The sequence below is a fragment of the Micromonospora sp. NPDC005237 genome (assembly GCF_040607775.1).
GTDB lineage: Bacteria > Actinomycetota > Actinomycetes > Mycobacteriales > Micromonosporaceae > Micromonospora.
The window spans coordinates 88,212-112,466 of the sequence record NZ_JBEXHJ010000009.1 but is presented as its reverse complement, the minus strand read 5'-3'; the positions used below and the strand labels follow the sequence as shown (position 1 = coordinate 112,466).

At 69.4% G+C, this 24,255-nt stretch carries 18 protein-coding genes; 13 read left to right on the top strand and 5 right to left on the bottom strand.

Annotated elements, in window-relative coordinates; translation table 11 throughout:
• Window positions 1–7 precede the first annotated feature (7 nt).
• Window positions 8–2,143, top strand: coding sequence for a ThuA domain-containing protein (locus ABZT87_RS24600; RefSeq protein WP_355138388.1), 2,136 nt, complete (start codon window positions 8–10; stop codon window positions 2,141–2,143).
• A gap of 178 nt (window positions 2,144–2,321) precedes the next feature.
• On the opposite strand, the gene ABZT87_RS24595 is transcribed toward ABZT87_RS24600, so the two are convergent.
• The gene (locus ABZT87_RS24595; protein ID WP_355138386.1) at window positions 2,322–5,507 is read right to left on the bottom strand and encodes a penicillin acylase family protein; all 3,186 of its coding nucleotides are present in this window, start codon (window positions 5,505–5,507) and stop codon (window positions 2,322–2,324) included.
• A 388-nt stretch (window positions 5,508–5,895) separates the two neighbouring features.
• On the opposite strand from ABZT87_RS24595, the gene ABZT87_RS24590 reads away from it, so the two are divergent.
• On the top strand, window positions 5,896–7,161 hold the full coding sequence (locus ABZT87_RS24590; protein WP_355138384.1) for a PHB depolymerase family esterase: 1,266 nt from the start codon (window positions 5,896–5,898) through the stop codon (window positions 7,159–7,161).
• Window positions 7,162–7,274: 113 nt separating this feature from the next.
• Here ABZT87_RS24590 and ABZT87_RS24585 read toward each other — a convergent pair whose 3' ends face one another.
• Window positions 7,275–7,712 (bottom strand): ATP-binding protein, encoded by a 438-nt coding sequence (locus ABZT87_RS24585; protein ID WP_355066576.1) that lies wholly within the window; start codon window positions 7,710–7,712, stop codon window positions 7,275–7,277.
• Between the two features lie 193 nt (window positions 7,713–7,905).
• Here ABZT87_RS24585 and ABZT87_RS24580 point away from each other — a divergent pair, with 193 nt between their 5' ends.
• A complete protein-coding gene (locus ABZT87_RS24580; protein ID WP_355138382.1) occupies window positions 7,906–9,126 on the top strand; it encodes a GAF domain-containing SpoIIE family protein phosphatase in 1,221 nt (406 codons plus the stop codon).
• 488 nt (window positions 9,127–9,614) lie between these two features.
• Here the strand turns inward: ABZT87_RS24580 and ABZT87_RS24575 are convergent, their stop codons facing one another.
• Together ABZT87_RS24575 and ABZT87_RS24570 are read right to left on the bottom strand one after the other, a co-directional pair.
• The gene (locus ABZT87_RS24575; RefSeq protein ID WP_355138380.1) at window positions 9,615–10,388 is read right to left on the bottom strand and encodes a hypothetical protein; all 774 of its coding nucleotides are present in this window, start codon (window positions 10,386–10,388) and stop codon (window positions 9,615–9,617) included.
• A gap of 384 nt (window positions 10,389–10,772) precedes the next feature.
• Complete coding sequence (locus ABZT87_RS24570; RefSeq protein WP_355138378.1) at window positions 10,773–12,182, bottom strand: endo-1,4-beta-xylanase; 1,410 nt, start codon at window positions 12,180–12,182, stop codon at window positions 10,773–10,775.
• Between the two features lie 344 nt (window positions 12,183–12,526).
• Here ABZT87_RS24570 and ABZT87_RS24565 point away from each other — a divergent pair, with 344 nt between their 5' ends.
• The 9 genes from ABZT87_RS24565 (at window position 12,527) to ABZT87_RS24525 (ending at window position 22,512) form a co-directional block, all read left to right on the top strand.
• A complete protein-coding gene (locus ABZT87_RS24565; RefSeq protein ID WP_355138376.1) occupies window positions 12,527–13,102 on the top strand; it encodes an NADAR family protein in 576 nt (191 codons plus the stop codon).
• A 460-nt stretch (window positions 13,103–13,562) separates the two neighbouring features.
• Window positions 13,563–14,141 carry a hypothetical protein gene (locus ABZT87_RS24560; protein ID WP_355138374.1) on the top strand — a complete coding sequence of 193 codons (579 nt, stop codon included), beginning with the start codon at window positions 13,563–13,565 and terminating at the stop codon, window positions 14,139–14,141.
• Window positions 14,142–14,396: 255 nt separating this feature from the next.
• Entirely contained in the window at window positions 14,397–14,999 is a 603-nt protein-coding gene (locus ABZT87_RS24555) for a lytic polysaccharide monooxygenase (protein ID WP_354857725.1), read from the top strand.
• A gap of 119 nt (window positions 15,000–15,118) precedes the next feature.
• The gene (locus ABZT87_RS24550) at window positions 15,119–16,363 is read left to right on the top strand and encodes a PQQ-dependent sugar dehydrogenase (RefSeq protein ID WP_355138372.1); all 1,245 of its coding nucleotides are present in this window, start codon (window positions 15,119–15,121) and stop codon (window positions 16,361–16,363) included.
• Between the two features lie 461 nt (window positions 16,364–16,824).
• Window positions 16,825–17,982, top strand: a complete 1,158-nt coding sequence (locus ABZT87_RS24545; protein WP_354857730.1) for a glutathione-independent formaldehyde dehydrogenase — start codon at window positions 16,825–16,827, stop codon at window positions 17,980–17,982.
• 148 nt (window positions 17,983–18,130) lie between these two features.
• On the top strand, window positions 18,131–19,252 hold the full coding sequence (locus ABZT87_RS24540) for a hypothetical protein (RefSeq protein WP_355138370.1): 1,122 nt from the start codon (window positions 18,131–18,133) through the stop codon (window positions 19,250–19,252).
• A gap of 293 nt (window positions 19,253–19,545) precedes the next feature.
• Window positions 19,546–20,544, top strand: a complete 999-nt coding sequence (locus ABZT87_RS24535) for an SRPBCC family protein (protein WP_355138368.1) — start codon at window positions 19,546–19,548, stop codon at window positions 20,542–20,544.
• Window positions 20,541–21,716, top strand: coding sequence for a zinc-dependent alcohol dehydrogenase (locus ABZT87_RS24530; protein WP_355138366.1), 1,176 nt, complete (start codon window positions 20,541–20,543; stop codon window positions 21,714–21,716). Before ABZT87_RS24535 ends, ABZT87_RS24530 begins: the two co-directional genes overlap by 4 nt.
• 163 nt (window positions 21,717–21,879) lie before the next feature.
• Complete coding sequence (locus ABZT87_RS24525) at window positions 21,880–22,512, top strand: TMEM175 family protein (protein WP_355138364.1); 633 nt, start codon at window positions 21,880–21,882, stop codon at window positions 22,510–22,512.
• Between the two features lie 105 nt (window positions 22,513–22,617).
• Here ABZT87_RS24525 and ABZT87_RS24520 read toward each other — a convergent pair whose 3' ends face one another.
• Entirely contained in the window at window positions 22,618–23,445 is an 828-nt protein-coding gene (locus ABZT87_RS24520) for an aldo/keto reductase (protein ID WP_355138362.1), read from the bottom strand.
• A gap of 176 nt (window positions 23,446–23,621) precedes the next feature.
• Between ABZT87_RS24520 and ABZT87_RS24515 the strand changes: the two genes are divergently transcribed.
• Window positions 23,622–24,203 (top strand): type 1 glutamine amidotransferase domain-containing protein, encoded by a 582-nt coding sequence (locus tag ABZT87_RS24515; protein WP_354857744.1) that lies wholly within the window; start codon window positions 23,622–23,624, stop codon window positions 24,201–24,203.
• Window positions 24,204–24,255: the final 52 nt, after the last annotated feature.

The following is a 24,255-nucleotide window of genomic DNA, read 5'->3' as shown; positions in this document are numbered from 1 at the left end:
AGCCCCCATGCGCAGACGCCTCATCGCCGCCGTTGCCGCCGCCGTGGTCGCCGGGCTCACCGTCGCCACCGGCGCGACGGCCGTGGCACCGACCCCGGCCGAGGCCGCACCGCTGAGCAAGGTCCTGGTCTTCTCCAAGACCGCCGGCTTCCGGCACTCCTCCATCCCGAACGGCATCGCCGCCATCCAACAGCTCGGTACGGCGAACGGCTTCACCGTCACCGCCACCGAGGACGCGGCCACCTTCACCACGGCCAACCTCGCCCAGTACCAGGCGGTGGTCTTCCTCAGCACCACCGGCGACGTGCTCGACGCCACCCAGCAGGGCGCGTTCGAGGCGTACATCGCCGCTGGCGGTGGCTTCGTCGGGGTGCACGCCGCCGCCGACACCGAGTACGACTGGCCGTGGTACGGCGGCCTGGTCGGGGCGTACTTCGCCTCGCACCCGGCCAACCAGCAGGCGACCGTCCGGGTCGAGGACCGGGCCAACGCCTCCACCGCACACCTGCCGCCGACCTGGACCCGCACCGACGAGTGGTACAACTACCGGGCCAACCCCCGCTCGGCGGTCAAGGTGCTGGCCAGCCTCGACGAGTCGTCGTACTCCGGTGGGTCGATGGGTGGCGACCACCCGATCACCTGGTGCCACAGCTACGGCGGCGGACGCTCCTGGTACACGGGCCTCGGCCACACCGAGCAGAGCTACACCGATCCGAACTTCACCCGCATGCTGCTCGGCGGCATTCAGGTGGCGGCCGGCGCGGTGGCGGCGGACTGCCGGCCGGAGCCCGGCTACACCCCGCTGTTCGACGGCACCCAGGCCAGCCTCGGGCAGTGGCGGCAGGCCGGGCCGGGCGGCTTCACCCTGGCCGACGGCACCCTCACGTCGAACGGCGGAATGGGGTTGCTCTGGTACCCGGTGCGCACGTTCGCCAACTACTCGCTCAAGGTCGACTGGATGATGCCGGGCGACGACAACGGCGGGGTCTTCATCGGATTCCCCGATCCGCAGGGCGACCCGTGGGGCCCGGTCAACGCCGGTCACGAGATCCAGATCGACGCCACCGACGGCGACCCGACGCGCACCACCGGCAGCGTCTACAGCCTCCAGGCACCCAACCAGGCCGCCCGTGCGGCGGCGCTCAACCCACCCGGCTCCTGGAACACCTACGAGATCGGCGTGCACGGTCAGCGGGTCGAGATCTGGCTCAACGGAATCAAGATCAATGATTACGTCAGCAGCCGGGCCATCGCCAACGGCTACCTCGGGGTGCAGAACGACGGCGCCGGCATGGACATCAACTACCGCAACGTGCGGATCAGGACGGACGGGCCGAGTGAGCCACCCGCCACCGACCTGGCCCGGGGCCGGCCGGTGACGGCGTCCAGTGTCGAGCCGGGCAGCGCGCACGTGGCGGCCAACGCCCTGGACGGCAACACCACCACCCGCTGGGGCAGCGCGTACGCCGACCCACAGTGGATCACCGTCGACCTCGGGGCCACGTACGCGATCAACCGGGTGCGGTTGGCCTGGGAGACCGCCCACGCGCGGGCGTACCAGGTCCAGGTGTCGCCGGACAACGTCACCTGGTCGGCGGTGCACACCACGACCACCGGAGATGGCGGCGTCGACGACCTCACGGTCACCGGCACCGGCCGCTACCTGCGGGTGTACGGCACCCAGCGGGCCACCCAGTGGGGCTACTCGCTGTGGGACGTCAACGTCTACGGCACCGCCGCCGGTGGCACCCTGCTGTCCCGGGGCCGGCCGGTCACCGCGTCCAGCGTGGAGCCGGGCAGCACGCACGTGGCGGCCAACGCCGTGGACGGCAACGCCACCACCCGCTGGGGCAGCGCGTACGCCGACCCGCAGTGGATCACCGTCGACCTCGGGGCTACGTCCGCCATCAACCGGGTACGGCTGACCTGGGAGGCGGCGTACGCGCGGGCGTACCAGGTCCAGGTCTCCCCGGACAACGTCACCTGGTCACCGGTGCACACCACGACCACCGGCGACGGCGGCATGGATGACATCGCCATCTCGGCCACCGGTCGTTACCTGCGTGTCCAAGGCACCCAACGGGCCCTGCCCGCGTACGGCTACTCGCTGTGGGAGCTGGAGGTCCACGGCACTGTCGCCTGACCCGCGCCCGGCAGGTCACCTCGGCATCTCGCTCGCGGTGACCTGCCGGCGCGGCAGCCACTTCGCTGGCGCCACCAGCACGAGCGGCCGGCGAGGAGCCGCCCGCTGGTGCAACCAGTTCGTCGACGGGCACGTCCGGAGGAGCGGCGGGTGATCCCCGCCGCCCCTCCGGGCGACATCACTTCCCGTACAGCTCGAATTCGTAGAGCGAGAAGCCGTACGAGGTGGCCCGCTTTACCCCGTACACCCGCACGTAGCGGGCGGTGACCGGGGCGAAGGTGGCGTTGTCGACGCCGCCGTTGCCGGTGGTGGTGGCGAACACCGGCGTCCAGGAACTGCCGTCGCCGGAGACCTCGATCCGGTACGAGGTGGCGTACGCGGACTCCCACCGCAGCACCGTCCGGCTGACGGTGCGGGCCGCGCCGAGGTCGACCCGCAGCCACTGGTTGTCGTTGTAACTGCTGGCCCACCGGCTGCCGAGGCTGCCGTCGACCGCCTTGTCCGGGGTGTAGCTGGTCAGGAACTGGGTGCTCGACGCGGTGGCCGGACGACCCTGCGCCAGGTTCGCGACGTCGTCGCCCCGACGTGCCGGGAACGAGACGACCTGCTGGTAGGTGGGACGGTTCTGCCAGGCGATCAGGGGGTGGGTGATGCCGCCGAGCCCGGACTGGGCGATCGAGTCGGCGCACCACTGGTCGCCGGCCCCACAGGACTTGTCTCCGGGGTAGACGGTGGTGGCCGGCACCGCGGCGGCCTGGCCGAGCGCGTCGAGCAGGGCCTGCCGGCACGTGCCGAGGTTGCCGTTGCCGCAGTACGTGCGGCCCAGCCCACCGGCCACCGGCTCGCCGAGGACGGTGCGCAGGTCCTTGTCGACGTAGCCCCACCAGCCGTACTGGAACGACGAGCCCTTGTGCGCCTGCCCCTGCAGGGCCCAGCTCGCAGTGCCGTCGCGCGCGCCATTCTGGCCGCCCGACGGCGCCTCGTTCACCTCGATGGCGTCGACAAGCGCGGCGTAGAGGTCCGGCCCGAGGCCGGGGCGGAACTCCGCCGAGGCCAGCAGCGGCCACCAGGCGTCGAAGATCCGGATCGCGTCGGCGTGCTGGTAGACCTTGGAGCCGGGGGACGTCTCCACCCGCCGGGTGCCGGCCTGCTGCCAGGCCCGCAGCTTGCCCACCGCGTCGGCAAGCGCCGGATCCGTGACCGGCGTGCTGTCCAGCACCCGCAGCAGGTCGCCGAGAACCTGCTGGCCCCGCAGGTCGGTCACCGCCGCGTCCGCCATGATCTTGACGACGTCGGCGCGCCCGAGCTTGCGCTGGGCGATCGCGGCGCGCACCGGACCGTCGAGCAACTGAGCCCGGTGTACGGAGCCGAAACTGAAGTTGCCGTCCGCGGCCCCGAAGTCCCGCGCCTGCTTGTTGTTCCAGCTCACGTAGTAGTCCTGGTTGACCGACTGCGGGTGTGCCGCCGCCGGGGTGTAGCTGGCGTCGTTGGTGTCCGGGTTCCAGCCGGCCCACTCGTACGCCGGTTCGGCCTTGGTGGGCAGGTTCGGGTCGGCGGTGGCCGGACGGACCGGGTTCGAGCCGGAGTTGAAGTACGCCGCCTCGGTCGAGTTGACGTAGAACCAGTTGAACGCGTACCCGACGCTGGCCGCGGACGCCTGGAACGCCGCCGCGCTGCCCATCGCCGACGGGTCGTTGTAGGCCTGGAAGCCGATCGCCGAGTCGGCCTCGTGCCGGTAGGTGGACCGGAGCTTGGTGAACGCGGTCGGCTGCCCGTTCACCAGCCCCCGGTACGCGACCAGCCCGTACTTGGTGCGCAGCGCGCGCAGGGTGTACGACCCGGCCGGGGTGGAGTCGGCAAGCGTCGGGGACCAGGAGTTGCGCTTCTCCAGCGCCTCCATGGCGAGGCACTGCCCGTGGTAGAGGTAGCGGTTGGTGCGCAGCGTCGGGGCGCTGCCGTCGGTGGTGCACAGCGGCACCGCGTACGTGTCGGTGAGGTCCTGTGCGGCGGAGGTCGCGCTCCACGCGTAGTCCTGGCCCCGGCCGAGCAGCACGTAGAGGTTGAGCCCGGCGAACGCGGCGCCGCGCGCGCTGATTCCCGGACCCTGCAGCTCCTGGAGCATCAGCAACTGCGGCGCGAAGTAGCCGGTCTGGGGCCCGAACACGGCGACCGGGTTACCGGTGGTGGTGTGCCGCCCGGAGACCACTACCGCGTTGGACATGCCGTGCGCGCGCAGGTTGGACACACCGCCGAGCAGCCCCTGGGTGGCGGTGCTGGCGCCGGTGCGGGCGGCGGCCCCGCCGCTGGCGTCGTAGGCGAGGGGCTCGGCGACCACCGTGCCGGCGTCGGGGAGCACCGCGCTGGTCGCGCCCGGCGGCGTCGCCCCGTACGGGAAGCTCTGCCCGTCGTGCAGGGTGAGTACGGTCTCCGGGTCGTTCTGCGACCGGAACGCCGCCCAGACCCGGTCCCCCTCGGTGGTGCCGTACTTGGCCCGGGCGGCCACCCGGACCAGCGCGGACTGGATCTCGCTGCCCCCTCCCCCGCCGAAGAGCCCGCCGACCACACCGGCGGTGGCGATCAGGTCGGTCATGGTGAAGTGCGTCGGCTTGCCGGCGCCCGCGAGCACGTACTCGCCCGGGTAGTTGTCGTCGGCGATCGACTTGTCGATGTAGGCGTTGATGCCGGCGATGTAGTCGACCACGTCGGTGTAGAGCTGCTGACCCCGGGCGCCCTTGGTGCGCAGCGCGTCCACCTGGGCCTGGAGGTCCGCCTCGGAGTAGGGCGAGTTGGCCCAGATGCTCTGCTCCAGCTCCCGGTTGCCGGGCGCGCCGCCGGCGAACGAGGTGAGCGTGCCGCGACCCGCGTGGCGCAGCAGGTCCATCACCCAGAGCCGGTCCTGGGCCCCGGCGTAGCCCGCGCCGAACATCGTGCCGGCGCGGGTGGTGCCGGTGACGTGCGGCACGCCGGTGGCCTTGTCCCGCACGATGGTGACGTCCGCGCGCGGCGAGACGGTGCTCTCCACCTGCGCGGCCGGGACGCCGAACGAGGCGTCGTTGTAGAAGTGGGCGATCTGCTCGTCGGTCAGCCCGGCGTAGTTGTAGACCAGGTTCGCGTACTCGTCGAGCTGGTCGCTGGAGTGCGCCGGGCGGGTGCCGAGCGCCTGGTGCGCCAGGATGGCGACCAGCGTGGCGTTGCCGTTCTCCCCAGGGGGCAGGATGTCGGCGCACTGGCCGAGGCAGTAGTCGTTGGCGGCGAACGTGCTGGCGGCGAGCGCCGGTGAGGGCGGGGTCACCGTCAGGACGCTCGCGGTCAGGGCGGCGGCGGTGAACGCCGCGAGCCGGTTACGGAGAGCGGGACGAGGCATGGCGATCCTCCGGGGACGCGGAGTCGGGCCGTTCGGTACGCCCGGCTTCCGGTGCCGACGTCTCGCCCTCCGCGCCCGGGCGTTACACCAGGAGGTGAGAGTGACTCATGTCTATCTCCGGGCAATGATCGACGCAGGAGCCCCGTTCCGGATAGCCGTCGTTCACCACGCGCCAATGCCGACGTTTCGCCGCCTATCACGACGGAAACAGGCACGGCGGCACCGCGGGTCGATGGCGTGCGGCACGACCGCCAGTGAGCACGTCGAACCCAGCTCCAACCACCTCGGGCGCCCTGGTCGCCCTCAGCGACAGCGGTTGCCAGCGGATCTCCGCGGCGTTACGTTGGGATTTCATCGACAAACGTCTACACATAGGTACGGGGGCCACATGTCCACGTCTGTCACTCGCCGCAGCGTCCTGGCAGGTGGCGCCGGTGCGGCCATCGGCCTGGCGCTCCCCGGCCCCGCCGCCCACGCCGGTGGCCACCCCAGCGCCAGCGTGAGCTTCACCCTCGACGCGAGAACGCTCGACGGCGGTGAGCAGGTCACCTCGGTCACCCTCGACACCAGCGGGCTCGGGCCGATCGACCCCGCCGGGCTCACCCCCGGCACGTTCACCGTGCATGCCAAGGCCACCAGCCCGATCCCGATCGCTCCCGGTGACCTGATCTTCAGCGAGTACGACCTGGACCGCACGGTGACCGCGGCCCGGCTGGACCGGCACGGGAACGTGGTGCTGGAGCTCAGCACCGCCGAAGGTCAACTCGGCGGTGGCACCCTCGGCTACATCGTGAGCAGGGGCCGTAACGTCCGACTGGACCTCGTCTACACCATCACGCAGAACACCCCGCTGGTCCGGCGACACGGCCCGCCGGTCACCATCACGCGCTTCGCGCAGGGGCGGCTGTCGAACCCCGAGGTGGACGCCTTCAGCCACCACGTCTCGGGCTCGGGCCTGAAGTACCGGTTGTACTCCCCCAAGCGATCACCCCGGCACGATCGGCTGCCACTGATCCTCTGGCTGCACGGCGGCGGCGAGGGCGCCTCGCTGCCCGACGACTACTACGACAACGAGACCACGCTGCGCGCCAACCGCGGCGCGCTGGGCTTCGCCACGCCGGAGGCTCAACGGATCTTCTCCGGCGCGTACGTCGTCGCTCCGCAGAGCACCTCCTACTGGATGGAGGACGGCCCCCGGTTCGCCCCGCTGATCCGTGAGATCGTCCAGGACCTCGTACGCCGCGAGCGGGTCGACCCCGACCGGATCTACGTGGTCGGTTGCAGCAACGGCGGCTACATGTCCCTGGAGATGACCGTCGCCTATCCCGACCTGTTCGCCGCGTCGGTGCCGATCTGCGGGGTCGTCGAGCCGCTCGGCGGGGAGGGCCCGCCGCTGATCACCGACGCGGAGCTGTCGAGGATCCACACCCCGACCTGGCTGGTCGCCTCGCGCGACGACGACACCGTGCCACCCGAGACCAACACGATCCACGCCCACGACCTCATCGGCGGATCACTGATCACCCTGTACGACCACGTCGTCTGGAACGGCTACCAGTTCCCCGGTCACTGGTCCTGGATCTACGTGGCCCGCAACGACCCGAGCCGCAACGGCACCCACATCTGGCAGTGGATGGCCCGCCGCCGTCGGTGATCCGCCGTACGAACACCCGTCCGCCACGTGGTCGGTTGCCTGGTGTACCTCGCGCGCTAGGTGCGGCACCCCGTGCAGCAGCAGGGACAACCTCAGGCCCCGGGCCGGCAACGCTATCTGAGAGTGTCGCGGGTGCGTGCCGCGATGCGGATGGTGGTGCCTGCGGGCCCGCTGTCGACGAGGACGTAGTCGGCCATTCGCCCGACCACCCACAGGCCCATTCCTCCCGCGTCGGACAGAGGCGGTCGTTGGGCGCAGGGAACGTAACGAGCAGTGTTGAAGCCCGGCCCCTGGTCGGTGACTTCACAGGTGAGCTGCCCCTCCAGGAGCAGGCGTAGCCCACCCCTGCCACCCCCGTGCCGAATCACGTTGATCATCAGCTCGTTGACCGCGATAACCCAGTTCTCAACCTCGTCACGGTCGAGGCCGCACCGGCGACTGACTGCCTCCACCTCGTGTCGAACCCGGGTCAAATCCACGACGGTGAACGACGACGAAAACAAGGCCTTCCCCGCGCCAGGGGCATGCTGGTTCAACGGTGGATTAGCCACTGCTTCCCCTCCCTGTCGGACGTGGAGCCGGTGACCTTACCGGTGGCACGAAGGCGGACAGCCTTCCAGAACGGACTCGCCGGACGATGAGCGCGTCGATGTGACATCAGAAGGTACCCCACGTCAAAGGCGGGATACTCCTGCTCTCCTCCGGATGTGCCATCGACGACGTGCCAGCGTTTAGGCTGCCTGGGTGGCCGATCCCGAGCTGATGACGAACGACGAGCGGCTGCGACGTATCGAGGCGATCACCGACGCCGCCCTATCCGGGCTGAACATCACCGAGTTACTCGACGAGCTACTCGACCGGGTCCGGGACCTACTCGAGGTCGATACCGCCACCATCCTCCTGCTGGACGACCACACCGGCGAACTCGTCGCGACAGCGGCCAAGGGCCTGGAGGAGGAAGTGCGGCGCGGTTTCCGCATCCGGGTCGGACGCGGCTTCGCCGGCCGAGTGGCGGCGACACGCGCGCCGGTCACGATTCACAACGTCACGCCCGACGACGTAGTCAACCCCATCCTGCTCGCCACCGGCATACGAGCCCTGCTGGGCGTGCCCATGCTCGCCAACGGCAACCTCGTCGGCGTACTACACGTCGGTTCCCTGGCCCTGCGCCAGTTCGGCCCCGACGACGTGCAGCTGTTGCAGCTCGTTGCCGATCGTGCCAGCCTCGCAGGACAGGCCCGAGCGCAGGCCCTCGACCGGCAGGCAGCGCTGGCCCTGCAACACAGCCTGCTACCAGGCAAGCTACCCGACATCCCCGGCCTCGACTTGGCCGCCCGGTACGTACCCGGGCACGACCTGGGCATCGGCGGCGACTGGTACGACGTGTTCACGTTGCCCTCCGGCTGGGTCGGCGCCGTCATCGGCGACGTTTCCGGCCACGGGCTGCCATCCGCCGTCGTCATGGGACGCATCCGCAGCGCGCTACGTGCCTACGCCCTCGATTCCGACGATCCCGCCCAGGCACTGACCTCCCTCGACCGCAAGATCCACCACTTCGAAGCGGGCAACCTCACCACCGCCGTCTACGCCCTGATCGCACCGGACGGCACGCGGGTGCACCTCTCCTCCGCAGGCCATCTACCGCCGCTGCTGGCTGTCCCCGGCCAACCCACCCAGCCCGTCAACCTGACGGTAGACCGGCCACTCGGTGTGGGCCGACCGTCAACCAACCGCCGCACCACCGTTGTGGACCTACCGCCGGGCGCGGCGCTCGTCTTTTACACCGACGGACTGGTCGAACGCCGCAGCGAACTGATCGACACCGGCATCGAGCGCCTCTCCGACGCTGTGCGGTCCAGGCCAGCCGAGGCGTTGTGCGACCACATCATGGCCACGACCGCGGAGGAGCACCCTAACGACGACATCGCCCTCCTGGTCATCCGCCGCCAACCACCACCGGAATAGGCCGGACAGGCAGCTAATTCGGGATCTACCGCACGAACGGATGGCAATCGCTCCGTTGCCAATGAACGCCTGCCGGTTCCAGCGATGGGCCGGTCGCCGACGCCAAGGCAGGCGGCGCTCATTCGGCTGTGGCGCTGGTCGTCGACGAAGCAGCGGGTTACGGAAACGCCTACGACGCGCGCCGTGGCTTTCTGGACCCGTGCGGACGCTGTTCATCCGCAGTTCACGCCCCCGGCTGCTGCCACCGAGGCAGTCGCTCCGCACTAGGCGCGACTCACGTTCACCTTCGACCCGCGCGTGGAGGCGGTGGCGGCCGTGGAAACTGGCCACACCGTCGGGAAGCTGGTGCTTCCCCTCTCGGCCTGACCCGCCCGGCGACGCCGCTGCCGGGGTGCGGTAGCAAAGCCGCACCCCGGCAGGGACGCTCATCGGAACTGGCATCGCGACAACATGTGTCGAGAGCCGCCGAGCCAGCCGAGGGCAACAGGTCAGCAGCCGAGCCGCTTACTCGAAAGGGCGATGTCGTCGATCCAGAGGTCGAACTCGCCCGGTGTCGTGCCGCCCTGGTAGAGCTGCCAGCCGATCTTCACCGTGTCGACCGTCGGCAGGACGAAGGGAACGTCGTTGCCACCGTGGTCGCTCGTGGAGGCGGTCAGCTCCGGGTTCGCCACGCCGTCGATCCACACCGCGACGCGGTTGTCCGCCGCGTCGATCTTCCACTCGAAGCACTGCCAGGTGTCCTCGGCGACCGGGGCGGACTCCCGCCAGTTGGTCCAGTCGCCGGTCGGACCGCCGTCGGCGCCGATACCCCAGAAGGTTCCGGGGACCGTGGGCGCGTACTGGCCACCGATCGGACGGACGACCTCCGCGCTGCCGGTGCCGGTCGCTTCCACAAGTGTGAAGTGCGCCCAGTCCGGGGCGGTGGGGAAGGCATCGACGCGCAGACGCATCCGGCCGTAGAAGCGGTTGCCCGGCGCGGCGAAGTCGTCGACGCGCAGAAAGGCGCGTCCGTTGTCGACCGTGTGGATGTGCAGCACCTGGTTGCCGTGACGGGCACGTTCGACGGTGAGCGTGCCGTGGCGGGTGTCGACGCCCCAGTTCAACGTGCTGGGGCCTCCGGGGGCCAGTCGCTCGAAGTCCTCACAGAAGAGCAGGCCGCGGGGGCACGAGGGCGGGGAGGCGCCCGACGCGCCGGCCGGAACGCTGCCGACTGCGGCGCCGAGGATCAGGGTGGCGCTGAGCGCCGCGAGGAAATTGCGCATGGTCATCCTCCAGGACGGCTGGTCCCCCACCACACGGGCCGGGCCAGCAGGCACTTTCCGGCCATCCGATGCTGCCGTGCTTCCGCTCGCACCGCTGCGCGGTTGCCCGCGCCACGGCGATTCGAGCTGTTCCGGCACGGCCGCATCAGCTCCGGCTAGATAGATACATATCGGTGTACGCGAAGTGGTCCGCTTCAGTCGGCCGGCAGTGGATTCCCACCAGCGGGTCCCGAGACGAGGCAGGAGCATCGGCAAGCGTCCGACCGGCAGCCGGTCGACCGGCGTAGACCGGGTCCGACCCGACCACGACGGCACCCGGGCCCGGAGCCGGTGGCTCCGGGCCGGGTCAGCGTCCTGAGGCGGCGGGTTGGTGCGTGTCGCCGGTCAGGGGCTGGTGCAGGAGAGGCCGCCGGGCGCCGCGTTGCTGCTGCCGTTGACCAGGAAGCCGAAGGTGGTCGAGGCGTTCGCGCCGAGGGACCCGTTGTAGTCGGCGTTACGCACGCTGACCGTCCCGCTGGTGCCGGTGTTGATGCCGTTCCAGACGTTGGCGATGGTCTGCCCGCTGGCCAGCGTCAGCCGTACGGTCCAGCCGCTGAGGGCGGCGGCCCCGTTGTTGGCCACGGTGACCTCGCCCTGGAAGCCGCCGCTCCAGCTGTTGACCATGCGGTACGTCGCGGTACAGGCACCCGGCGGCGGCGTGGTCGGCGGAGCAGTCGTCGGCGGAGCGGTGGTCGGCGGAGCGGTCGTTGGCGGAGCGGTGGTCGGTGGAGCGGTGGTCGGCGGAGCAGTCGTCGGCGGAGCGGTGGTCGGCGGGGTCGTGGTCGGCGGCGTGCCCGGCACGGTGGTGGAGGCGGCGTTGAGAGCGTTGAGGACGGCGGTGTACGCCGCCTTGGGGTTGCTGTTGCGGTCGAACAGCAGCGGGTTCTCGCTGCCGCGCCAGGAGTCGCTGTCCCGGATGCCCCACGTCGTGATGCCGACGCAGCGGGGGACGTTCATGCAGGCCTGAGTCAGGCCCTGGTACTGGCTGGTCGAGGCGTTGGTGACGTCGGCCTCGGTCAACGCCACGTCGACCCCGAGGGCCGCGAAGCTGGACAGCGTCTGCTGGAAGTTGCCCGGCAGCGAACTGCCACCGGTGAAGTGGGTCTGGAGACCGACGCAGTCGACCGGGACGCCCCGGGACTTGAAGTCCCTGATCATGTTGTAGACGCCCTGCGTCTTGGCGTACGTCCAGTTCTCGATGTTGTAGTCGTTGTAGCACAGCTTCACGCTCGGGTCCGCGGCGCGCGCGGTCCGGAACGCCACCTCGATCCAGTCGTTCCCGGTGGACTGCAGGTTCGACGACCGCCGGCTGCCGTTCTCGGCGAAGGCCTCGTTCACCACGTCCCAGTAGGCGAGCTTGCCCTTGTAGTGGGCCATCACGCCGTTGATGTGGCTGATCATCGCGGACCGCAGGGCGCTGCCGCTGAGGCTCCCCCAGAATCTCGGCTGCTGAGCGTGCCAGGCCAGGGTGTGACCGCGGACCCGCATGCCGTGCTGGGTGGCCCAGTTGTAGATCGCGTCACCGTTACGGAAGTCGAACTGACCCTGGTTGGGCTCGGTCGCGTCGGGCTTCATCTCGTTGACGGCCGTCATCATGTCGAACTCGCGGTCCGCGATGGCCAGGAAGCCCGAGTCGTTGAGACGGTCCGCCCCCATGGCAGCGCCGAAGTACCGGCCGCTGCGCTCGGCGGCGGCCTGCAGTGTGGTCCCGGGCGGGCCGCTGAGATCGGCTTGGGCGAAGGTCGCCATGGCCATCGAGGACACGGTGACCGCCAGGGCGCAGGCCCCGCCCAGAAGCAGCCTGGCGGCACCTCTGGTTCGGTGTTTCGGTCGAGCGGGTAGGTCGTTCATCTGCGTTTCTCCTCGGTGTGACCACCGGCCGCTGCCCGGATCGCCCGGTGGATGAAGTGCATTGGCGTCGTACGCCCGTGCGGAGTGACCCTGCCCTGCCGCGATGTTATATCGAATCAATTCGATTTGCGCGTCCGGCGGCCGATAGTGTTGGGCCAGCGACGAGCGCGACACCGACGGTGACGTGACGAGATCGCCTCGGTAATGGCGATGCGGCGGAACCTGCTGGTGCCCCACACTTCCCCCGTATGGCCACGTCACTGAGCAGTGTCGCCGAGCTGACCGGCGAGATGCGTTCGGGCGCCCGGGTTAAGTTCCTGTTCTTCTGGGGCCACCAGCCGCAACGCGACGGCGCCATCGGGGCTGGCTGCCTGAGTCAGTGGTGGCCGGCGCCGTTCACCATCGACGGGCTGCGCTTCCCCACGACCGAGCACTACATGATGTGGCGCAAGGCGACCCTGTTCGGTGACCAGGCGACGGCCGCCCAGATCCTGACGGTGAGGCACCCGCACGCGGCGAAGACCCTCGGCCGGCAGGTCGCCAGCTTCGACCAGCAGGTATGGGAGCAGCACCGGTACGACGTCGTGGTGACCGGCAGCGCGGCGAAGTTCGGCCAGCATCCTGCGCTGCGCACCTACCTGCTGGGCACCCGCGAGCGGGTGCTCGTGGAGGCCAGTCCGCTCGACCGGGTCTGGGGCATCGGCCTGACCGCCGACCACCCGCACGCCGCCGACCCCGCACGGTGGCGAGGACTGAACCTGCTCGGCTTCGCACTCATGCAGACCCGCGCGACCCTGCGCGAGCAGGAACCAACCGATGGGTAAGCCTTCGGCGCCGCTCCGGACCTGACCGGCCGCGGGGCGCCAGCGCGGCCGAGCGTCGGCGCCGGCATCCGAGCCGTCGCGCACCGCGACGCCCGGTCGGCGCATCACCGCCGCCCCGCCCGCCCGGGGTCGAATCCGCACTGACGCTTGTCAATGTTGCCAGAGTGGACGCAGACGTGCTGGAATGGCTCATATCGCCGCAGCACGGGGGCAACCGTGCTGAGAACGGCCAGCACGGGAGCATCGCAGGGCCAGCAGCGCGTCGCCGTGACAGACGCGCGCAGGCCCATCGCCGGGCCATCGCCAGGACGGCGGGCACTCCGCCGGGTGGGCATTCCCCCGCCACACGTATCCCCCGGCACGCGGCCCCGATGGCCGACGCGCTCGACCGCTGACATGCCGGGGCATCCGAATCGGTCTGCCAACGCACCAGAAACCGGCAACGAGGTGAGAAGCGATCATGGATTCCCGAGAGAGTTTCGCGGAGCGGTACGGCCGTCGCCCGCTCTGGGCGGCGGTGATCCTGCTGGCGGTGTCGGTCGGCGCGGTCGTACTGCTCAACCGGGCCGATCCGGAGGCGGAGCCGGCGGATCTGCAAGCGCAGATCGTGGCCCGGATGCGGACCACGCTCGAACAGGCGGACCCGGGGCAGCACAACCACGCCGGACACAGCGCCCAGCAGGGGAACAGCACCGAGAAGCCGCCAGTGATCTGCGGGGTTCGCGTCTACGGCTACGAGCCGGCAGAAGCCACCGCCCTCGCCGACGTCCAGAAGGTCTACGGCTTTCACCTCTGCGGAGTCGCCGAGCAGAAGCGTCCCTGGGACGTGGCGGTCAAGCTGGCCGGCCCTCTGATCATGGACCTGTCCACCGACCCTCCGGGCATCCAGGTCGTCGAGGCGACAGCCGACGTCAGGTTCGTTGATCGGCTGCGGGAGATGTTCCCGGCCAAGTACGCGACGTTGGCGCAGGAGGAGGCGCTGACCGCTACGGAGATGGCCGACCAGCGCCGCCGGTACGACGCCGCAGCCGGGCTCTGACCACGCCGGGCCGCCGAGCAGAGTCCGTGGACCCGTCACCGATCCGGCGATCCCGGACAGCTTGCTTCACATCCACCTATAGATAGATCAGCATTGATATTTAAGTTGATAGATGCAACAGTGGCTTTGGGAGCGTTCCCATGCTGATCTCTCGTACCGAGGAACGGAGGATGAACAGTGCGTTCACACAGGTCCGACCAATCCGGCGGACGACCCCGGTCAACCGTCCGGCGGTCCCTCCAGGCGCTCGTCCTGATGTTCGCCATGGTGGTCGGCACGCTGCCCTGGACCGGCGCAGCCCAGGCCCACGGCACCGTCATCAGTCCGGCGACTCGCGCGTACCAGTGCTGGAAGACCTGGGGCAACCAGCACACGAACCCGGCCATGCAGCAGCAGGACCCGATGTGCTGGCAAGCGTTCCAGGCGAACCCCGACACCATGTGGAACTGGATGAGTCAACTGCGGGACGGCCTCGCTGGCCAGTACCAGGCCCGCACGCCCGATGGGCAGCTGTGCAGCAACGCCCTCTCCAGGAACGACGCGGTGAACAAGCCCGGGGCATGGAAGACGACCACCGTCAGCCGCAACCTCACGGTCCAGATGTACGACCAGGCCAGCCACGGCGCTGACTACTTCCAGGTCTACGTCACCAAACAGGGGTTCAACCCGGCCACCCAGCGGCTCGGGTGGGGCAACCTCGACCTGATCGCCACGACCGGGCGCTACGCGCCAGCGCAGAACATCTCGTTCAACGTCTCGCTCCCCGCACGCAGCGGGAACCAGATCCTGTTCGTGATCTGGAGGGCGTCACACCTGGACCAGACCTACATGTGGTGCAGCGACATCACCATCACCTGATCGGCAGGTCCGACGGCACGGCACCACTCCGGCCCAGGGCGCGTTGGCACCCTGGGCCGGATTGTCCTTCCGGTATCCGCCGACACCGCGCCCCCACCCACCTGCTCGAGGAGCTGAACATGCAGCGACGGCGTTATCGCCCGGCCACCATGCTGGCCGGGCTGCTCATCCTGACCCTGTCCGCGCTTCTGGTGCCACCGGCGCCGGTGGCCAGCACTGCGACAGCCGGCCCATCGCACACCCGTGCGGCGCCACTCGCCGAGCTGACCGTGGTATCCGAACGGGTGGCGTTCGGCCTGCAGCGTCCGATCGCGCTCACCGGACTGCCGGACGGTCGGATACTGATTGCGGAGAAGAGCGGCACCGTCCGCGCGTACCACCCCGATACCGGCTTGGCGGCAGAGCCGGTGCTCGACCTGACCGCCCGGATCGACACGTCGGACAACGAGCGCGGCCTCCTCGGCATTACGCCTGCGCCGAACTTCGCGCGGACCGGGATCCTCTACGTGGCCTACACGAGCCTGCCGGCCGGCACGCTGACCCTGGCGCGGGTGCCCCTCGGCGCTCCCGACCGGCTGCAGGTGCTGCTCACCCAGGAGCACGCCGAGTTCGGCAACCATAACGGCGGACAGGTGGCCTTCGGCCGCGACGGCTACCTGTACTGGTCACTCGGCGACGGCGGCAACGCGAACGACCCCTTCAAGAGCGGTCAGAACCTCGGCACCCTGCTCGGCAAGATTCTGCGGATCGACGTCAACCGCACCTGCGCGGGTAAGCCCTACTGCGTACCCTCGGACAACCCGTTCGTCCGCACGCCTGGCGCGCGGCCGGAGATCTGGGTCTACGGGCTGCGCAACCCGTGGAAGTTCTCCATCGACCCGGTCGACAACTCGCTGTGGATCGGCGACGTCGGCCAGGGCCTGGTCGAGGAGATCGACCACATCCGCCCGTCGCAGCGGGGAGCGAACCTCGGGTGGTCCTGCCGAGAGGGCACGCCGGTCTTCGACCAGACGCAGTGCCGGCCGGGCGTGCGGCTTACCGACCCGGTCTTCGAGTACGACCACTACATGACGGAGAACTGCTCGGTGATCGGCGGCGTGGTGTACCGAGGGTCCGCCACCCCGGAGGCATACGGGACCTACATCGCGAGCGACTACTGCTCGACCCTCGCGTTCGCCGTCCGCCCCAAGCCCACGGGTGGCTACGAGTCCGCCACGATCGGCAACTTCCCCACCCAGCCGACCGCGATCGGCCCCGATGTGCACGGCGAGCTGTACGTGCTCAGTGACCTCCCGGGATGGCTGAGCCGGGTACGGTTCGAGCGGGTCCCGCCAGCCTCTGCCAGCGGGGTGACGAACCGCTGAACCTGGGAACAGTCCCTCCGCATTCGTGACACCACTGTGGACGGCCGCTTACCGGGCGGCCGTCCACGCCGGGCCCGGCCCCCACCGCTTCGCCTACCGCCCCGCCCGGGTCCGCCAGGGAGATCATTGGCGCGCGCCCAACGCTCGCGCGCTGGGTTCTCACCGGAGTGCGTGGGCAGAGCCTCCGCGACCAGAGCAGACGTCCCCGAGAAGCGCGCTACCGGAGCGGCAGTCGCTCGCCAGGATGATCGCGGTACTGACCCGGGCGCCCACGGATGGGCGGCGATCGCGCAGCGCGTCGCGGAGGAACAGTCGTGGCAGGCCGAGAACGGCGCGATCAGCAGTCCGGCGTCATGAGACTCCTGCGCAAACCGCCCTTAAGGGTCGCAACGGTCTGCGAGGATGTGAACGCCAGAATTGGCATGGCTCATCGGTGAGCGAATTCTTCACGGGGGAAACAGATGAAGGCTGTCGTGTACGAGGGACCCAGGACTGTCAGCGTCAAGGAGGTTCCGGACGCGAGAATCGAGAGACCGACTGATGCGCTGATCCGGATTACGACGACGAACATCTGCGGCTCGGACCTGCACATGTACGAAGGACGCACGGACATGGAGTCTGGACGCGTGCTCGGGCACGAGAACATGGGTGAGGTGATCGAGGTCGGCGAAGGGGTCGATCTGGTCAAGGTCGGCGACATGGTGTGCCTGCCGTTCAACGTGGCGTGCGGGTCCTGCGCCAACTGCAACCAGGGTCTGACCGCGTTCTGTCTGGTGGCCAACCCGGCGCCGGGCATGGCCGGCGCGGCCTACGGGTTCGCCGACATGGGTCCCTACAACGGCGGTCAGGCCGAGTTGTTGCGGGTGCCATGGGCGGACTTCAACTGTCTGGTCCTGCCGCCGGACGCCCGGGACATGAGCAGGCAGAAGGACTACGTCATGCTGTCGGACATCTTCCCGACCGGCTGGCACGCCACCGAGCTCGCCTGTGTACGGCCCGGCGACAGTGTGGCGGTCTACGGTGGCGGACCGGTCGGCCTGCTCGCCGCGTACTCCGCGATCATCAAGGGCGCCAACAAGGTGATGGTGGTCGACCGCCATCCGGACCGGCTGCGCCTGGCGGAGCAGATCGGCGCGATCCCGATCGACGATTCGAAGGGATCACCGGTCGACCAGATCCTGGAGCAGACCGGCGGGATGGGCGCGGACCGCGGCTGTGAGGCCGTCGGTTACCAGGCGCACGACCCGGGTGGCCAGGAGAAGGCGGGGCTGACGGTGAACAACCTCGTGCACTCCGTGCGGTTCGGCGGCACGATCGGCGTGGTCGGCGTGTACGTGCCTCAGGACCCGGGAGCGCCGGACCCGCTACAGAAGCAGGGCAAGGTGCCGTTCGACTTCGGCATGTTCTGGTTCAAGGGGCAGACCATGGCAACCGGGCAGTGCAACGTGAAGAACTACAATCGGCAGCTGCTGAACCTCATCGCTACCGGCAAGGCCCACCCGTCGTTCTTGGTGTCCCACGAACTCACGCTGGACGAGGCGCCCACGGGGTACCAGAACTTCGATGCCCGCACCGACGGCTGGACCAAGGTTCTGCTGCACCCGGACGGTCGACACTAGAAACCGGCAACCTGCAGGTGTTTTTCAGCGTGGCCAGGCTGCCTACGCCACCGCGGGGGCCGACAGCAGCCTGGCTCCGCCTGCCTACGCCAGAGCCGGCACTGGCCGATGGACGGCGGCGGGCCCGGCTGGCCGGTGAGGAGCACCGATGACCGACAGCGAACAGGACCGCCCGGAGATCGTCGTCGGACTGGTGGCGACCCCGCCGGACCACCCGGCCCGGGTGGCAGCTCGGCTCACCGCCGAGCTGGCCGGCCGGCTCGCCGAGCGGGTGAACGCGGACGTGCGGTGGACCATCCGGGAAGGCTGGGGTGAGGTGGCGCCGCGCCGTGACGGTGGCGTTGAGGCGCTGCTCGAGGATCTGGCCCAACGGCGTGCCGACGACCGGTGGGACGTCGCGATCTGTCTGACCGACCTGCCGCTGAACGCCGAACGGGTGCCGCTGGTCGCGCAGACCTCGGCTCGCCGTGCAGTGGCGATGGTGTCCCTGCCCGCGCTGGGACTGCCTCAGCTGCGAGCGGCCCGCGCGGTCGTTCCGGATCTGGTGAGCCGACTGCTGACCGATGCTTCCGACGAGCGGGTGCCGCCGGCAGGCTGGGCACCAGCCGAAATGACACGTCGGATTCCCGCCGTCCACCGGGTGGTCGACGAGGCCGACGGGGATCTGGGGTACGTCGCCTCCGGGCTGATCGGCCGGGTGCGGCTGTTGACCGGAATGGTCCGCGCCAACCGCCCGGGGCGCGCCCTGCTGGGCCTGTCCAAGCTGCTCGTCGGCGCGTTCGGCACGGCGGCGTTCGCGCTCACCACGGACACCATCTGGCAGATGGGCGATGCGCTCGGAGGACTCCGGCTCGCTGTGATCATGTTGCTCGGGCTGACCGCGTTGGTGGCCTGGCTGATCGTCGCGCACGACCTGTGGGAGAAGCCAGACCGCGAGACACCGGCTGAGCTGGCCCGGCTGTTCAACCTGGGTACGATCCTCACCCTCGCCCTGGCCACGACAGTGTCCTACGTGGTGCTGTTTGCTGGCACGGTGCTCGTCGGGGCGCTGCTGATCGACACATCCGTGCTGGAACAGACCTTGCAGCGACCGGTCAGTTTCACCGACTATCTGACGCTCGCCTGGATCACCAGCTCGCTGGCCACCGTCGGCGGCGCGATCGGCTCCGGGCTGGAGAACGAGGAAACGGTACGGGCCGCCGCGTACGGCTACCATCCCCAACCCGGCGGCTCGCGGGACGAGACGGCTAGCCCATCGCGGGCGGGATGAGCGGGCACGCACGAGCGAACCGCTGGTGATCCGCGGCCGTGACGTCGCGCTGCGCAGTGGGAGCGGGGCCGGTGCGCGCCGGGCAGGCTTTTCGGGCGCTCGCCGACCGGTTGCCGCGACGAAGTCCGCCGACGCCGTCTGGACGGCCCGGACCGGGAGGGTGATCTTGATGCGGCGGCCGATCAGCGGGTTCAGGTGGTTCCCGGGGGGTAACCGGGCCCCAATGAGTCGTGCCCCGGGTCGCCGTGAGCCGGGCTGCCCGGGCGGGTGCGACCGGATACGGAGGACTACCCGTGACTCGACTGGCAACCCGAGAGGCAGCCAAGGCCAGGCAGGACGAGGTGCAGCGGCGGGGGCGCGGGCTCGGCTGGATGAGCCTCGGCCTGGGCGTGGCACAACTGGCGGCACCGGACACGGTGCGCCGGATCAGCGGAGTGGACGACTCTTCGACGTCCCGGGCGATGGTGCCACTCGTCGGGGCGCGGGAGCTGATACACGCGGCCGGGCTCCTGACGAGCCGGCGCAAGAGCATGTGGGCGTGGACCCGGGTCGCGGGCGACGCGATGGACCTGGCCTCGCTCGGACTGGCCATCGCCCACCGGGGCGGGCGCCGCCGGCGGCGGCTCCTCGTTGTCACCGGCGCCATCGTCGGGATCACGGTGGTGGACCTGTTGACCGCCGTACAGGCCACCCGGGCGAAGGAGATGGGCTCAGCGCCGGCGGTACGAGGCATCCGCACAGGAGGACCCATGGAGCTGACAGCCACGACAACCATTCGCAAACCGCCGCCTAAGGTCTACGCGTTCTGGCGCGAACTGGACAATCTCCCGACGTTCATGGCTCATCTCGAGGAGATCCGCTCCACCGGTAGCCGTACGAGCCACTGGTCCGCCAGCGCCCCGTTCGGCACGAACGTCGAGTGGGACGCGGAGATCGTCAACGACTCGCCCGGCGAGAAGATCGCGTGGCGGTCGACCGGCAACGCCGACGTGCCGAACGCCGGTACGGTCCGCTTTGTGCCCGCCCCGGATGGTGTGAGCACCGAGGTGCACGTCGTCCTGTCGTACGACATCCCGGGCGGCGCGATCGGCAAGGCGGTCGCCAGGTACTTCGGCGAGGAGCCGCACCAGCAGCTCGACGACGACCTGCGTCGGCTCAAGCAGGTGCTGGAGACCGGCGAGGTGGTCCGGTCCGACGGCGCCCCGTGGGGCAAACGGGCCCGCAAGGAGTTCCCGCAGCGTCCGGCGCAGCCGCTGTCGGATGCCGAGTTCGCGAAGGGGGCCCAGGCATGAGGGCGAACACCTGGGCGGGCCGCAACAAGGTCAAGGTCCGTGACGTGCCGGACCCGAGGATCCTGAACGAGCGCGATGCCATCGTACGGATCACGTCCACCGCTATCTGTGGCTCGGACCTGCACCTGGTCGATGGGTATGTGCCCACGATGCAGAACGGCGACGTCATGGGTCACGAGTTCATGGGTGAGGTGATCGAGGTCGGCCGGGGCGTCGATCCAGGTCGGCTGCGCGTCGGGGACCGGGTCGTGGTGCCGTTCCCGATCGCCTGCGGCGCGTGCGGCGCCTGCGCCGCCCAGCTGTACTCCTGCTGCGAGAACTCCAACCCCAACGCCGGGATCGCGGAGAAGATGTTCGGTCACCCGGTCGCCGGGATCTTCGGCTATTCGCATCTGACCGGCGGCTTCGCGGGCGGTCAGGCGCAGTACGCGCGGGTGCCGTTCGCCGACGTCGGTCCGCTGAAGATCGAGTCCGACCTGACCGACGAGCAGGTGCTGTTCCTCTCGGACATCCTTCCCACCGGCTACATGGGTGCCGACATGTGCGACATCCAGTCCACCGACGTGGTGGCGGTGTGGGGCGCCGGCCCGGTCGGCCAGTTCGCGATGGACAGCGCCCGGGTGCTCGGCGCCGCGAAGGTCATCGCCATCGACAAGGAGCCGTACCGGCTGCAGATGGCCGAACGGGCGGGCTACACGCCGGTGAACTTCGAGGAGGTGGACGTGCGGTCCCGGCTGCTGGAACTGACCGGTGGGCGGGGACCGGACAAGTGCATTGACGCGGTTGGCCTGGAGGCCACGCACGGCAGCGCGGCCCTCTACGCCTATGACCGGGTCAAGCAGGCGGTCCGCTCGGAGTCCGAGCGTCCGCACGCGCTGCGGCAGGCCATTCTCTCCTGCCGCAGCGGTGGCATCGTGTCGGTGATCGGCGTGTACGGCGGTCTGCTGGACAAGTTTCCCGCCGGCGCGTGGATGAACCGGGCGCTGACCCTGCGTACCGGCCAGTGCCACGTGCAGCGCTACATGAAGCCGCTGCTGCAGCGCATCGAGCGTGGGGAGATCGATCCGACCCGGGTCATCACCCACACCCTGTCGCTGGACGAGGCAGAACGCGGCTTCGAGATGTTCAAGAACAAGCAGGACAACTGCGAGAAGGTTGTCCTCAAACCCTGACGGATCACTTGCATCCGGCCGCCGCGCGCACGGCGGCCGGATGCGGCGTCCTCCCGGTGTGGAGCGTCGTGCCCGGCCGTTTGCGGTCGACGACACCGGGTAGGCGCGCATGGTGAGCGGGCCAGACACGGAGCTGAGCACCCGGTCGGATACCAGCCGTGCCGTGGCCTTCAGCGATGCCATCTTCGCCATCATCATCACACTGCTGGTCCTGGACCTCCGGGTACCGGACGTCCCACCCGGCCACCTCCTGTCCGGCCTGCTCAGCCAGTGGCCGTCGTATGGCGCGTATCTCGCGTCCTACTCGTACGTCGCCGTCGTCTGGCTCAATCACAAGGCGGCGTTCAACCGCATTCAGCAGACAGATCGCGGCCTGCACTGGGTGAACCTGTTCGTGCTGTTCAGCACGGCCCTGCTACCGTTTCCGACCGCCGTCGTGTCGCACGCGCTGCAGGAGCACAACAACGCGGACCAGCGCGTGGCCGTCGCCTTTTACGCGTTGATCGGTGCGTTGCTGTGCGCAAGCTGGCTGGCGTTCTACCACTACCTGGCCCGGAGCCCCGACTTGCTGAAGGACCAGGTCAGGGACGGCTTCTTTCACGTCGAGCGATTCCGGGCCCTCGCCGGGGTCGTCCTGTACGTCCTCGCGGGGGTAGTCGGCTACCTGGTGGCGCCGTTGCTCGGCCTCGCCATATTTCTCCTTCTGCCCGTCTTCTACGCGATCACCAGCGCTGGCCTGTACCAGTTCGGGGTGGTTCGCCGGATCATTCGCCGACCTGGCCGACGAAGAGGCTGAAGGCGGCGGGCCAGCCGCGGTTCTACCCGGCGGGCGCGAGCACCCGCCGGGTTCCGGGTTCGAGGGCATTCCCACAAGCCCACCCTCAGTCGGAGGTTGGTGACGCTACAAGATCTCGAGCGGTTGCGGGCCGGTCGGCGGCGGGAACGCGGTGTCGAGTGCCGCTACGTCCTCCTCCGTCAGCTGCAGGTCTCGCGCTTCCGCGTTCTCCCGGGTGTGTTCGGGGTTGGACGATCGGGGGATGGCCGCCACCGTTTCCTGCCGCAGCACCCAGGCCAGCGCCACCTGGGCCGGGGTGGCCTCGTGCCGGGCGGCGATCTCCGCGATCTGGGAGTGGCCGAGCAGTCGACCCTGCTCGATCGGCGAGTAGGCCATCACCGGGATCCGGTGCTCGCGTAGCCACGGCAGCAGGTCATATTCCGGACCGCGGCGGGTGAGGTTGTACAGGATCTGATTGGTCGCGCAGTCTTGCCCGCCCGCCGTCTCGAGTAGCTCCGTCATGTCGGAAAGATCGAAGTTGCTCACGCCCCACTGCCCGATGTCACCGGCGTCGACGAGTTCCGCGAACGCCTCGATGGTCTCCGCGAGTGGATGCGAGCCGCGCCAGTGCAGCAGGTAGAGGTCGATGTGGTCGACGCCGAGTCGTTGCAGGCTGCGGCGGCAGGCCTGCACGGTTCCCCGTCGGCTGGCGTTGGACGGCAGCACCTTGTCGACCAGAAAGACGTCGTCGCGTCGTCCGGTGATCGCCTCGCCGACGAGTTCCTCGGAAGCGCCGTCACCGTACATCTCCGCAGTGTCGATCATGGTCAAGCCCAGGTCGAGCCCGGTGTGTAGGGCGGCGATCTCGTCCCGCCGCTTTGCGGGGCGCTCACCCAGGTACCAGGTTCCCTGGCCGAGCACGGGCATGGTTTGGCCGGACGGCAGCTCGATCATTTGTCGACCTTCCTGAGCCTGAATACGAGTAGGTTGCCTGCGTTACCCGCTGCGACAGGCAGCACACCCACGGGCGGCGTTCGCTGGCCCGTTTGTGGGTGCCCGCACCGGGAAGGCGACCCGGGAGTGAGCGATGCGCCGCCGACGGGGTGGCGCCGCGAAGGGGAGGCAGCAGAATGGCGCAGAGCCAGCAGCCACTGACCGGCAAGCGAGTTGCTTGCCTCGCCGCTGACGGGGTGGAGGACGTGGAATACACCCAGTCCCGGGCCGCCGCAGAGCAGGCCGGAGCCGAGGTCCACCTGATCTCGTTGCAATCCGGCGAGATCCAGTCGATGAACCAGGACATCAATCCGGCCAACCGATATCACGTGGACCGGACCGTGAACGAGGCCGATGCGGCCGACTATGACGCCCTGTTGCTGCCAGGCGGGACTGTCAACCCCGACCGGCTCCGGATGAACCCGCAGGCGATGGACTTCGTCCGAGCGTTCTTTCAGCAGAATAAGCCGGTGGCGGCGATCTGCCACGGCCCCTGGTCGCTGGTCGAGACCGGAATGGTCAACGGTCGGACCGTCACCTCGTTCCCCAGCCTGCGCACCGACATCCGCAACGCTGGCGGAAACTGGGTGGACCAACAGGTGCAGGTCGACAACGGCCTGGTCACCAGCCGCAACCCCAGCGACCTCCCAGCCTTCTGCTCGAAAATGGTCGAGGAGTTCGCCGAGGGCAAACACGTCCGCCAGATGTCGACAGCCTGACTCGATGGGGCTCAGGGCCGGGAGGATCAGCCCGGCCCCGAGCGCTGCCCGG

What these genes read in the sequence shown, in the direction of transcription:
- ABZT87_RS24575 (WP_355138380.1), bottom strand. Translation starts at nt 10,388, where the DNA reads ATGCGCAATTTCCTCGCGGCGCTCAGCGCCACCCTGATCCTCGGCGCC.
- ABZT87_RS24550 (WP_355138372.1), top strand. Translation starts at nt 15,119, where the DNA reads ATGCAGCGACGGCGTTATCGCCCGGCCACCATGCTGGCCGGGCTGCTC.
- ABZT87_RS24600 (WP_355138388.1), top strand. Translation starts at nt 8, where the DNA reads ATGCGCAGACGCCTCATCGCCGCCGTTGCCGCCGCCGTGGTCGCCGGG.
- ABZT87_RS24595 (WP_355138386.1), bottom strand. Translation starts at nt 5,507, where the DNA reads ATGCCTCGTCCCGCTCTCCGTAACCGGCTCGCGGCGTTCACCGCCGCC.
- ABZT87_RS24515 (WP_354857744.1), top strand. Translation starts at nt 23,622, where the DNA reads ATGGCGCAGAGCCAGCAGCCACTGACCGGCAAGCGAGTTGCTTGCCTC.
- ABZT87_RS24545 (WP_354857730.1), top strand. Translation starts at nt 16,825, where the DNA reads ATGAAGGCTGTCGTGTACGAGGGACCCAGGACTGTCAGCGTCAAGGAG.
- ABZT87_RS24560 (WP_355138374.1), top strand. Translation starts at nt 13,563, where the DNA reads ATGGATTCCCGAGAGAGTTTCGCGGAGCGGTACGGCCGTCGCCCGCTC.
- ABZT87_RS24570 (WP_355138378.1), bottom strand. Translation starts at nt 12,182, where the DNA reads ATGGCCATGGCGACCTTCGCCCAAGCCGATCTCAGCGGCCCGCCCGGG.
- ABZT87_RS24520 (WP_355138362.1), bottom strand. Translation starts at nt 23,445, where the DNA reads ATGATCGAGCTGCCGTCCGGCCAAACCATGCCCGTGCTCGGCCAGGGA.
- ABZT87_RS24530 (WP_355138366.1), top strand. Translation starts at nt 20,541, where the DNA reads ATGAGGGCGAACACCTGGGCGGGCCGCAACAAGGTCAAGGTCCGTGAC.
- ABZT87_RS24590 (WP_355138384.1), top strand. Translation starts at nt 5,896, where the DNA reads ATGTCCACGTCTGTCACTCGCCGCAGCGTCCTGGCAGGTGGCGCCGGT.
- ABZT87_RS24565 (WP_355138376.1), top strand. Translation starts at nt 12,527, where the DNA reads ATGGCCACGTCACTGAGCAGTGTCGCCGAGCTGACCGGCGAGATGCGT.
- ABZT87_RS24555 (WP_354857725.1), top strand. Translation starts at nt 14,397, where the DNA reads ATGTTCGCCATGGTGGTCGGCACGCTGCCCTGGACCGGCGCAGCCCAG.
- ABZT87_RS24540 (WP_355138370.1), top strand. Translation starts at nt 18,131, where the DNA reads ATGACCGACAGCGAACAGGACCGCCCGGAGATCGTCGTCGGACTGGTG.